Source organism: Enterobacter sp. 940_PEND, assembly GCF_001059415.1.
In the GTDB taxonomy this organism is placed as follows: domain Bacteria; phylum Pseudomonadota; class Gammaproteobacteria; order Enterobacterales; family Enterobacteriaceae; genus Enterobacter; species Enterobacter cloacae_M.
Genome location: NZ_JUMS01000129.1, coordinates 17,733 through 29,531, shown reverse-complemented (window position 1 = coordinate 29,531; position 11,799 = coordinate 17,733). Strand labels below are relative to the sequence as shown.

The 11,799-nt window shown below is 53.8% G+C and carries 9 protein-coding genes; 4 read left to right on the top strand and 5 right to left on the bottom strand.

Features of this window, described 5'->3' with window-relative positions:
• Positions 1-261 precede the first annotated feature (261 nt).
• Positions 262-2,454, top strand: coding sequence for a sensor domain-containing phosphodiesterase (locus ADJ24_RS19160; protein ID WP_032667903.1), 2,193 nt, complete (start codon positions 262-264; stop codon positions 2,452-2,454).
• Between the two features lie 44 nt (positions 2,455-2,498).
• Here the strand turns inward: ADJ24_RS19160 and ADJ24_RS19155 are convergent, their stop codons facing one another.
• Positions 2,499-3,686, bottom strand: a complete 1,188-nt coding sequence (locus ADJ24_RS19155; protein ID WP_008501591.1) for a NupC/NupG family nucleoside CNT transporter — start codon at positions 3,684-3,686, stop codon at positions 2,499-2,501.
• A gap of 348 nt (positions 3,687-4,034) precedes the next feature.
• On the opposite strand from ADJ24_RS19155, the gene ADJ24_RS19150 reads away from it, so the two are divergent.
• Entirely contained in the window at positions 4,035-5,273 is a 1,239-nt protein-coding gene (locus tag ADJ24_RS19150; RefSeq protein ID WP_023308718.1) for an Nramp family divalent metal transporter, read from the top strand.
• Positions 5,274-5,305: 32 nt separating this feature from the next.
• On the opposite strand, the gene ADJ24_RS19145 is transcribed toward ADJ24_RS19150, so the two are convergent.
• Both ADJ24_RS19145 and mgrA read right to left on the bottom strand, forming a co-directional pair.
• On the bottom strand, positions 5,306-5,659 hold the full coding sequence (locus ADJ24_RS19145; protein WP_023308717.1) for a DUF2502 domain-containing protein: 354 nt from the start codon (positions 5,657-5,659) through the stop codon (positions 5,306-5,308).
• Between the two features lie 127 nt (positions 5,660-5,786).
• Entirely contained in the window at positions 5,787-6,785 is a 999-nt protein-coding gene (gene mgrA / locus ADJ24_RS19140) for an L-glyceraldehyde 3-phosphate reductase (RefSeq protein WP_023308716.1), read from the bottom strand.
• A 184-nt stretch (positions 6,786-6,969) separates the two neighbouring features.
• Here mgrA and ipdC point away from each other — a divergent pair, with 184 nt between their 5' ends.
• The gene (gene ipdC / locus ADJ24_RS19135) at positions 6,970-8,628 is read left to right on the top strand and encodes an indolepyruvate decarboxylase (protein WP_023308715.1); all 1,659 of its coding nucleotides are present in this window, start codon (positions 6,970-6,972) and stop codon (positions 8,626-8,628) included.
• Here the strand turns inward: ipdC and ADJ24_RS19130 are convergent, their stop codons facing one another.
• Entirely contained in the window at positions 8,629-9,864 is a 1,236-nt protein-coding gene (locus tag ADJ24_RS19130; RefSeq protein ID WP_023308714.1) for an ion channel protein, read from the bottom strand. It abuts the gene before it with no gap.
• 205 nt (positions 9,865-10,069) lie between these two features.
• On the opposite strand from ADJ24_RS19130, the gene glk reads away from it, so the two are divergent.
• Complete coding sequence (glk, locus tag ADJ24_RS19125; RefSeq protein WP_023308713.1) at positions 10,070-11,035, top strand: glucokinase; 966 nt, start codon at positions 10,070-10,072, stop codon at positions 11,033-11,035.
• Positions 11,036-11,070: 35 nt separating this feature from the next.
• Here glk and ADJ24_RS19120 read toward each other — a convergent pair whose 3' ends face one another.
• A complete protein-coding gene (locus ADJ24_RS19120) occupies positions 11,071-11,796 on the bottom strand; it encodes a LytR/AlgR family response regulator transcription factor (RefSeq protein WP_023308712.1) in 726 nt (241 codons plus the stop codon).
• Between the last annotated feature and the right edge of the window lie 3 nt (positions 11,797-11,799).

Sequence of the window (11,799 nt, the reverse complement as noted above, 5' to 3'; positions counted from 1 at the left end):
TGCATGGCATGCAAGAGGTCAGCGGTTCGATCCCGCTTAGCTCCACCAAAATTGTAAACCCTCGTCAAAAGACGAGGGTTTTTTTTATGTGTTTGTAACACACTCTCCCGCATTTTGTTATCAAAAAGAAGGTATTCCCATACCTCACCTCAATCGGCATCAATTAACCAGTCTAAAAATAGACTTGAACTTGATTCGCGCAATTAATAAACCTATTATCCATCCGGTCAATAATTCTCTCGGAAAATAACGCCCCGGTTAATGAATAGAAAAGCTTACAATAATGTAAAGATATTTATGATTGCTCTGGCTTTATGCCTGATTGCGGTGCCTGTCTCCCGTTATCTTTCTCCCCGCGCAATTGTTAATGGTCACGACGTTTATTTAGCATGGTTACCTTTAAGCGTGATGCTGGCGGTAATCCTGCTATTTGGGCGCAGGGCTATTCTTCCCATTTTGTTAGGTTTTACTGTCACTAATTTATTCTATGTAAATTTAGCACCGCTACAATATTTAGTATTACTGTTCTGTCAGACCTTTGCGTTGTTCGCGGCGTGCGGCCTTCTGCGTATCATGCTGGGTAAGCGTTGGCGTTACTGCATCCCTAACAAGCACATCGGATTACGGATATTCTGGCTCGGTTTTATGGTGCCAATAGGGATTAAGCTGTCAATGTATTTGGCAGGCTATTTGTTTGATTTTCCGGTGACAATTTCGACCTTTTTCGGCGAAGGAACGGTAATTTATAACGTTGTGGATATACAAAGCCTGATATGTGCGGCATTGATTTTTACCATGATGTTCTATTACCCGTTAAGAATGATAATTAATCCTCGTTATGCAATGAGTTTCTGGCGACGAAGCGTGAAGCCCGTGTTTTTTCACAAGAATTCATTATATATTTTTGCCTGGCTGGTGCTTTTAAGTTTCATTCTCATCATTTTATGTGGTCCTTTTGAATCTCCCGTCATTGCGGGCTATTTGATGCCGCTGATTTTTATTCTTTTTACCTTAGCGATAAGCCGACTGACCTATGCGTTGATTTCTCTGCTCTGGGCTGTATCTGCGCTCCTGCTGTTGACCTACAACTACAACTTCCTTAACGGGGTGGAATCGGGCCATTCGCTCTCTTTTATTCTGTCCGTGCTTATCTCGTTCGCGATCTGCCTGCTCTATATGTCGCGTATTTACCAGCGCAGCGAGTGGCTTAAGCGGGGCTGGCAGGGGAGGGCGCTCACCGATCCGCTGACCGGATTGCCCAATATTCGTGCGCTGGAGGATTATCTTGAGATTCACCCGGATGCAAAAGTGAGCATTCTGCGTATGGATAACCTGGAATTTTTGAGTCGCCACTATGGGATCCTGATGCGGGTCCACTGCAAACGCACGATCGCCACGTCGCTGCAGCCTCTCCTGCAAAAAGATGAGACGCTCTTCCAGCTCCCCGGAAGCGAGCTTGTGCTGGTATTACTGGGCCCGGGAACCGCTGAGCGCTTACAGCATATGGTTGATCGGCTGAACAGCCGTAAGATTTTCTGGAACAACACCGGGCTGGATATTGAATTTGGCGCGTCCTGGGGAATGGTGGAAAACGGCGAAAAGTTGCACCACACGCTGGGGCAACTGAGCTGGCTGGCCGAGCAATCCTGCGGAACAACAAACAACGTGCTTGCGCTCACGAATAGCCTCGAGGCGGCATCAGGGCAAACGACAGAGCGAGTCCTGATGCTTGCGCGGATTAAGCATGCCCTGGAGGCGGGCCAGTTCCATTTGTACGCGCAACCGATCCAGAAGGCGGACGGGAGCGGCTACTATGAAATTCTGGCGCGTATGGAGAGCGAGGGAGAGATCTTCACTCCTGACCGCTTTATTCCGTTGATTGCCCAGTTCAACCTCAGCCACCGGTTTGATATGTGCGTCATGGAGAAATTACTGCTGTGGCTGCGCGATCACCCTTCAACGCAGGCTGGCGCCCGTTTCTCCGTTAATCTGATGCCGCTCACGCTGATGCAAAAAGAGGTGGCGACCGAGATTTGCGCGCTCTTTGAACGCTACGGCGTTGCGCCTCAGTCTGTCGTGATTGAGATTACCGAAGAGCAGGCCTTCTCAAATTCAGGCTGCAGCATCCACAATATTCAGCAGCTGCGGGATTACGGTTTCCGGATTGCCATTGATGATTTTGGTACCGGCTACGCCAACTACGAGCGCCTCAGGCGCCTGCAGGCGGACATCATTAAAATTGACGGCTGCTTTATTAAAGACATTTGTACTGATGATATGGATGCGATGATCGTGCAGTCAATGTGTAATCTGGCGAAGACGAAATCGCTGTGCGTCGTAGCGGAATACGTCGAAACACCGGCGCAGCGGGAGATGCTGCTTCGTTTCGGCGTGGATTATCTGCAGGGCTACCTGATAGGCAAACCCAAGCCGCTGGAAGAATTGCGGGCATAAAAAAACCGGGAGCCAGGCTCCCGGTTTTTGTTTAACGCTAAAGGTTAGAGCACCAGTGCCGCGATAGAAGCAGACAGGACGCTCACCAGCGTAGATCCGTAAACCAGCTTCAGGCCAAAGCGAGAAACCACGTTGCCCTGTTCTTCGTTCAGACCTTTAATTGCGCCCGCGATAATCCCGATGGACGAGAAGTTCGCGAAGGAGACCAGGAACACGGACAGAATGCCTTCCGCGCGCGGAGAAAGCGTGCTGGCAATTTTCTGCAGATCCATCATCGCAACGAATTCGTTAGAAACCAGTTTGGTTGCCATGATACTGCCCACCTGCAGCGCTTCGTGAGCTGGCACACCCATCACCCATGCAACCGGGTAGAAGATGTAGCCCAGAATACCCTGGAAGGAGATACCCAGCACCGCTGCGAACAGGGCGTTCAGCGCAGAAATCAGCGCAATGAAGCCGATCAGCATGGCGGCAACGATAATCGCCACTTTGAAGCCCGCCAGAATGTACTCACCCAGCATTTCGAAGAAGCTCTGGCCTTCGTGCAGGTTAGACATCTGGATGTTCTCTTCGCTGGCATCAACGCGGTACGGGTTGATCAGCGACAGAACGATAAAGGTGCTGAACATGTTCAGAACCAGCGCCGCAACAACATACTTTGGCTCCAGCATGGTCATATACGCGCCCACGATAGACATGGAAACGGTAGACATTGCGGTTGCCGCCATGGTGTACATGCGGTTGCGGGACATTTTGCCGAGAATATCTTTATACGCGATGAAGTTCTCAGACTGACCGAGGATCAGGGAACTGACGGCGTTGAAGGATTCCAGCTTGCCCATGCCGTTCACTTTGGACAACAGGAAACCAATTCCACGAATAACGAACGGCAGAACGCGGATGTGCTGCAGAATACCGATCAGCGCGGAGATGAAGACGATAGGGCAGAGAACCTTCAGGAAGAAGAACGCCAGGCCTTCGTCGTTCATTTTACCGAAGACAAAGTTGGTCCCTTCATTGGCGAATCCGAGCAGTTTTTCAAACATTTCGGAGAAGCCTTTCACGAAGCCGAGGCCTACGTTGGAGTTCAGGAAGAACCACGCAAGTAAAACTTCAATGACCAGCAGCTGGACAACATAACGGATACGAATTTTTTTGCGGTCTGTGCTGACCAGCAATGCAAGTGCAGTAACGACAACAAGTGCCAGGACAAAATGAAGGACGCGGTCCATATTTGCTCCAAATATGAGGCAGGTTTAATTTTCGTGCACATTCTATGTAACAAGCGAAAAGAAAACGAGATCGAGGACACACTATAGTTACATCCTGTGACGAGTCTCAAAAATAGTGATCCACAATACATTTTTGTTATGTTAGGTAAATGAGTGAAAAGTTAAGTTTGTGTGCTAGTCTTCACAAAAGCGCGCGCGATTTCAGTTTCTGTTAGATCGCCCCACTTACCCGCCCGTCTATCGTTCAAAGCTATCAGAGAAATCACTGCAAACAGCATAAATGATCTTGATAATCATTCTCATTTTGATAGGATTAAACATAGCAAAGGCTATATTTCAGAGGCAGAAATGACAAACAGTCGCGTAGAGGGTAGCAGTGGCAGAGCCGCGCGCAAGTTGCGGTTCGCATTAATGGGACCTGCGTTCATCGCTGCCATTGGCTATATCGATCCAGGTAACTTTGCGACCAATATTCAGGCCGGGGCCAGCTTCGGCTATAAGCTGCTGTGGGTGGTCGTCTGGGCAAACCTGATGGCGATGCTGATTCAGATGCTCTCCGCAAAGCTGGGGATTGCCACAGGTAAAAACCTGGCAGAGCAAATTCGCGACCATTATCCACGTCCGGCCGTCTGGCTCTATTGGGTTCAAGCGGAAATCATCGCCATGGCCACTGACCTCGCTGAATTTATTGGCGCAGCGATCGGGTTTAAACTGATTCTGGGCGTGTCGCTGTTGCAGGGGGCGGTACTGACCGGGATTGCCACTTTCCTGATCCTGATGCTGCAGCGTCGAGGTCAAAAGCCGCTGGAGAAGGTTATCGGCGGTCTGCTGCTGTTTGTCGCGGCGGCCTATATCGTGGAGCTGATTTTCTCACAGCCGAATCTGGTGCAGCTCGGTAAAGGTATGGCAATCCCAAGCCTGCCAACCTCGGAAGCGGTGTTCCTGGCTGCCGGGGTATTGGGGGCGACTATCATGCCGCATGTGATTTACCTGCACTCCTCGCTGACTCAGCATCTCCACGGTGGGACGCGCAAAGAGCGTTACTCCGCCACCAAATGGGACGTGGCGATTGCCATGACCATCGCGGGGTTTGTCAATCTGGCGATGATGGCTACCGCTGCCGCCGCTTTCCACTTTAACGGCCACACCGGTATTGCCGATCTCGACCAGGCTTATCTCACGCTGGAGCCCTTACTGAGCCATGCTGCCGCCACGATATTTGGTCTCAGCCTGGTGGCTGCCGGTCTCTCTTCTACGGTGGTGGGCACGCTGGCAGGCCAGGTGGTGATGCAGGGGTTTGTCCGCTTCCATATTCCGCTGTGGGTTCGTCGCTCCGTCACCATGCTACCGTCATTTATCGTGATCCTGATGGGGCTCGATCCTACGCGAATTCTGGTCATGAGCCAGGTGCTGCTGAGTTTTGGTATCGCGCTGGCGCTGGTGCCGCTGCTGATCTTTACCAGCAACAAAAACCTGATGGGCGAACTGGTCAACTCGACCCTGGTGAAACGGACCGGGTGGGCCATCGTGGTGGTGGTAGTGGCGCTGAACCTGTGGCTGCTGGTTGGCACCGCGTTGGGTCTCTAAAAGAAAAAGGAGCCGGGAGGCTCCTTTTTGCATTAATGGTGACCGTGGCCATGACCGTGGCCGCGTCCTTTCCCGCCGCGATCCCAGCCGCCGCGACGGTCGTCACGATCGTTCCAGCCTTCGCGGTAGCCGCGCTCATACGCGTTGTCTTTATACCAGCCGCGGTGTCTGCCGTTATCATGTTTCCACCAGCGGTCTCCGCGCCACTCATAGTGACGGTTCCAGTAGTCACGGTCGCGCCAGTAGCCACCGTCCCAGTATCTGCCGTAGTCGTCACGATCGCCAATTTGTAATTTTACTGATGGCAACAGGGTGATTTCGCCCGCATTGGCGATCAGCGGGGCTGAAGCCAGTAATACCGCCGCAAGAATCAGTGACCTGAACATACTCTTTCTCCTTCACGATCGGGGCCCTTGTGGGGCCTGTTAACGCAATATTACGAGTTGGTAAAGCCTCGTTTCATCGCCTCAACTCCGAATTGCTGAATGAGAGCACTTTTTGCTAAAAGTGATTTTATTTTGAGCTGTTCAGGATTGTATCAATACGGACCAGTTCTTCAGCAGAGAAATGGCGGTTTTCCAGCATCCCCACGGCGTCATCAATCTGAGCCGTTTTACTTGCTCCAATCAGCACTGACGTCACGTTCTCATGGCGTAATACCCAGGCCAGAGCCATCTGGGACAACTTCTGACCGCGCTCTTCCGCCATGGCGTTCAGCTTTCTTACCTTCTCCAGCTTCTCTTCGGTGATCTGGTCAGGGTTCAGGAACTGACTGCCGCTTGCCGCGCGTGAGTCTGCCGGAATGCCGTTCAGATAGCGGTTTGTCAATTGTCCACCGGCCAGCGGCGAGAAGGGAATGCAGCCGACCCCTTTTTCCTGCAACACGTTCAGCAGTTCCTCTTCCGGCGCACGTTCAAAAAGAGAGTATTTCGGCTGGTGGATCAGGCAGGGCGTACCGAGATCGTCAAGGATATCAATCGCCTTGCGGGCCAGTTCCGCAGGATAGTTGGATAACCCGACATACAGGGCTTTTCCCCGGCGCACCGCATGGTCAAGCGCTTTCATGGTTTCCAGCAGCGGCGTTTGTGGGTCAGGACGGTGATGATAGAAGATATCCACATACTCCAGCCCCATGCGCTTCAGGCTTTGATCGAGGCTTGCCAGCAGATATTTGCGTGACCCCCAGTCGCCGTAAGGGCCATCCCACATGGTATAACCTGCTTTGGTAGAGACGATCAGCTCGTCTCGCCAGGGCAGGAAATCCTCCTGCAAAATACGGCCGAAATTACGTTCGGCCGATCCCGGCGGCGGGCCATAGTTGTTGGCAAGGTCGAAATGCGTAATGCCCAGATCGAACGCGCGCTGTAAAAGTTGACGGCTGTTTTCGATAAGCGTGGTGTCGCCAAAGTTATGCCACAGCCCAAGCGAGATGGCGGGCAACCTGAGTCCGCTTTGCCCGCAGCGGCGATATTCCATTGTCCGATAACGATTTTTGTCCGGCTGATAACCCATTCTCATGACCTCTGGCGCTGAAGAAAAAATCAGTGTATGCGTTTACATTAACGCGAAAAAAAGCAGCATAGCGCAGCCTTTTTTGTAAAGCATTCTTTCCATGCTCTTCTTATCGCCAATTCTGGACAGTCATCACGCTTATTTAATACTCAAGGTGAGGTCAACATTAGAAGGATACCTGTTCATGCGTACCCCATACTGCGTCGCCGATTACCTGCTGGACCGTCTTACAGATTGTGGAGCCGATCATCTGTTTGGCGTGCCGGGCGACTATAACCTGCAGTTTCTCGACCATGTGATAGACAGCCCGGATATCTGTTGGGTGGGCTGTGCCAACGAGTTAAACGCCTCTTATGCCGCGGACGGATACGCCCGATGTAAGGGTTTTGCCGCGCTGCTGACGACATTTGGCGTAGGAGAGTTAAGCGCCATGAACGGCATTGCGGGCAGCTACGCCGAGCACGTTCCGGTGCTGCATATTGTGGGCGCGCCGGGTACGGCGTCACAGCAAAGAGGAGAGTTGCTGCACCATACGCTGGGCGACGGTGAGTTTCGTCATTTTTACCATATGAGCGAACCGATCACCGTTGCACAGGCGATTCTGACCGAACAAAACGCCTGTTACGAGATTGACCGGGTATTGACTACCATGCTCCGGGAGCGTCGTCCCGGCTATCTGATGCTGCCTGCGGATGTGGCAAAAAAAGCCGCCACGCCTCCTGTAAACGCTCTCACTCTCAGGCACGCGCATGCCGATAGCGCCTGCCTGAAAGCGTTTCGGGATACCGCTGAGAACAAGCTGGCCATGAGCAAGCGTACGGCGCTGCTGGCCGATTTCCTTGTCCTGCGCCACGGCCTGAAGCATGCCCTACAGAAATGGGTCAAGGACGTGCCGATGGCACACGCCACTATGCTGATGGGTAAAGGGATATTTGACGAGCGTCACGCCGGGTTTTACGGCACGTATAGCGGTTCGGCAAGCGCCGGGGCGGTAAAAGAGGCGATTGAAGGGGCAGACACGGTGCTGTGCATCGGGACGCGATTTACCGATACCCTGACCGCCGGCTTCACGCATCAGCTAACCCCGTCACAAACAATTGAAGTTCAGCCTCATGCATCACGCGTTGGTGACGTCTGGTTTACCGGCATCCCCATGCTTCAGGCAATCGAAACGCTGGTGGAGCTGTGTAAACAGCACGTGCACGATGCGCCGGCACCGTCGTCTCAAAGCGCTATGGCCTATCCGCAGCCGGATGGCTCGCTGACGCAGGACAATTTCTGGAAAACGTTGCAGACGTTTATCCGCCCGGGAGACATCATCCTTGCGGATCAGGGCACCTCGGCCTTCGGCGCGATCGACCTTCGTCTTCCGGCTGATGTGAATTTTATCGTCCAGCCGCTGTGGGGATCGATCGGCTACACCCTGGCCGCAGCGTTTGGCGCGCAAACCGCCTGCCCAAACCGGCGCGTGATTGTGCTGACGGGGGATGGCGCGGCGCAGCTCACCATACAGGAACTTGGCTCGATGCTGCGGGATAAACAACACCCCATCATTCTGGTCCTTAACAACGAAGGGTACACGGTGGAAAGAGCGATCCACGGGCCGGAACAGCGATATAACGATATTGCGCTATGGAACTGGACGCAAATCCCGCAGGCCCTGAGCCTTGATCCTCAGGCCCAGTGCTGGCGGGTCAGTGAAGCGGAGCAGCTGGCGGACGTCCTTGAAAAAGTGGCGCACCACGAGCGGCTCTCGTTGATTGAGGTGATGCTGCCGAAAGCGGATATCCCGCCGCTGTTGGGGGCGATCACCAAAGCGCTGGAAGCGCGCAATAGCGCCTGATTATTTGTCGTTTCGCCAGGCCATCATCATCGGCTTGCCCGCCAGCAGGAGCCAGGCGGGCAACATCACGATACAGAGCAGGGGGAAAAGCGTTGAATCCGGTACCACCACCGCAGCCATAAACAGGCTGAGCCACGCGTCGCGCGTAACCACCAGAACCAGTCCCAGAATAGAGCAGGAGACGGTAATCGCCGCCGGGACCGCATCGACATGCTCGTGCAGCATCAGCCCCAGCGCGACGCCGACAAAGACCACCGGGAAAATGCGTCCACCGCGGAAACCGCAGGCTGCAGCCACCACCAGCGCGGCCAGCTTAATCACGGCAAATAGCAGATAGTCGGAGACGCTAAACACCTGGCTGAAGGCCAGCTGCTGCATCTCGTCCAGACCTTTAAACAGCGTCACCGGCCCGCCGATTACCCCTAAAATACCGAGAATCAAACCGCCGGCCCCCAGAACCAACACCGGGTGTTTGAGCTTATGCATCAGCCTGTGCAGGCGAGGAAGACACCATACCGCCACCATTCCCAGTGCAATGGCGATGGCGACGACGATGGCGCCGCTGAAAATATCGGCTATCTGCATCTGGCCGTAGTGGGGGAGGGAGAGTGAGAAGTGGGGATGGAAAAACAGGCTGGTCGTCAGCGCGCCAGCGGCTGCTGCCATCAGCGGGGCAAACAGCTTATCCCACAGCGGGACGTCGTTATTGCTGCTGAGCGTCTGAGAAAAGATCAGTGCGGCAGCGACGGGCGTGCCGAAAAGCGCCCCGATGGTGCCTGCGGAGGCGAGGATGGTCCAGTCCAGCGCGCCGACGCGGGGCAAAATGCGTGAACCGAGGAAAACCGCCAGGCCAATATTCACCGCCATAATTGGATGCTCCGGCCCCAGGCTGACGCCGCCGGCCAGACCGATAATCAACGCAACGATCAGCCCCGGCAGTGCCGAAGGGGGAACCGGGGCGCCAATCAGCGGTTCCTGCGCCGGATCGGGGCCGGCATGGCCAGGACTGAAGCGGATCACCAGGCCTACCGCAATACCGGTCAACGTCAGCATCACAACGATCCAGGCTGGAGAATCAGCGGTGACGCCCAGTTTTGTCGGAAGCGCCGTCCATAACATGGCTTGCAGCACCGACGCGACTTTCATCACGACAATGAGCACCAGACTTGAGGCCACGCCAATAATTAGCGCCGGAATTGCCAGCAACAGCATGGTTCTGGCTCGCGGGTGGAGCATGATGATTTCCTTGTACAAAACGGCATTACGTTACTTTGCACATTAAGCTTTATGGCAATAGTGCAAAAGGTGCTGAAACGGTAAAGTTATTCTGTGACGAAGATCGATAATCCATGGGCATTCACCTTATGGCCGTTGTTGTTATCACGCCTTGAATTTACAGTGTCCCAAAGATTTATTCTGACTTTAGCGGAGCAGTAGAAGAATGACAAAGTATGCTTTGGTAGGTGATGTGGGCGGCACGAACGCGCGCCTCGCATTGTGCGATGTTAGTAGCGGTGAGATTTCCCGGGCGAAAACCTATTCCGGGCTGGATTATCCAAGCCTTGAAGCCGTTGTCCGCGTCTATCTGGAAGAGCATCAGGTTAGCGTTGAAGACGGCTGCATCGCGATAGCCTGCCCGATAACCGGCGACTGGGTCGCAATGACCAACCATACCTGGGCATTCTCCATCGCCGAGATGAAAAAAAACCTCGGTTTTTCACATCTTGAAATCATTAATGACTTCACCGCGGTGTCTATGGCGATCCCGATGCTGAAGCCAGAGCATCTGATCCAGTTTGGCGGCGCTGAACCGGTCGAGGGTAAGCCGATTGCGGTTTACGGAGCCGGTACCGGCCTCGGCGTGTCGCATCTTGTGCATGTTGCTCAGCGCTGGGTAAGCCTGCCGGGTGAAGGCGGCCACGTTGACTTTGCGCCTAACAGCGAAGAAGAGGGCATTATCCTCGAAGAGTTACGTGCTGAGATCGGCCACGTCTCCGCCGAGCGCGTTCTTTCAGGTCCGGGGCTGGTGAATCTGTACCGCGCGATTGTGAAATCAGACGGTCGTCTGCCGGAAAACCTGCAGCCGAAAGACGTCACTGAACGCGCGCTGGCGGACAGCTGCATTGACTGTCGTCGTGCCCTGTCGCTGTTTTGCGTGATCATGGGACGTTTCGGCGGCAACCTGGCACTGACTCTGGGCACCTTCGGTGGGGTCTATATCGCGGGCGGGATCGTACCGCGCTTCCTCGACTTCTTTAAAGCCTCGGGCTTCCGCGGCGGGTTTGAAGATAAAGGGCGCTTCAGAAGCTACGTGCAGGACATTCCGGTTTATCTGATCGTGCATGATAACCCTGGTCTGCTGGGCTCGGGTGCTCACCTGCGTCAGGTTCTCGGTCAAATCCTCTGACGCAGAGCCCTCTCCCGCAGGAGAGGGCCTTTTCTTTACAGGTGCATCAGCTGACGAAACTCTTTCACCTTGCTGCGGCTTACCGGCACCTGAAAATCCAGATCTTTCAGACGCAAAATGTAGGTGTTGTTAAACCACGGTTCGATCTCGCGGATCTTATTTAAATTTACGCAAAACGACCGGTGGCAGCGGAAAAAGTGGGCAGCCGGGAGCTTGCTGCAGAATTCGGTAATGTTCATCGCCATCACGTACGATTCCCGCCGGGTATAGACAAACGTCATCTTTTCGTGCGCTTCGGCGTAGTAGATATCGTTGACCGGGGTCACGATGATGCGCTCGTCTTTGACCAGATTTATGGTGTCGTTTTCGCGTACCGTCGGGCTGGCGGGGGCGGTTTGCTGCTGCCAGGCGGCCTCCAGCTTTTGCAGCATGCTGACAATCCGCGACTCCTGATAAGGCTTAAGAATATAGTCAAAAGCCTCCAGCTCGAAGGCCTCTACGGCGTGCTCTTTCCAGGCGGTAACGAAAACGATAAATGGCTTATGGGCAAACTGATTGATGTTTTGCGCCAGCAATACGCCATCCAGCGACGGGATATTGATATCCAGGAAAATGGCGTCTACCCGGTTATGCTGCAAAAATTTCAGCACGTCCAGACCATCATCAAACGTACCCACAATCTCCATCTGGCTGTGGGTTTTGATAAGCCAGGTGAGCTCCTGCTGAGCCAGGAATTCATCTTCTACGATGATAACTTTCATTGG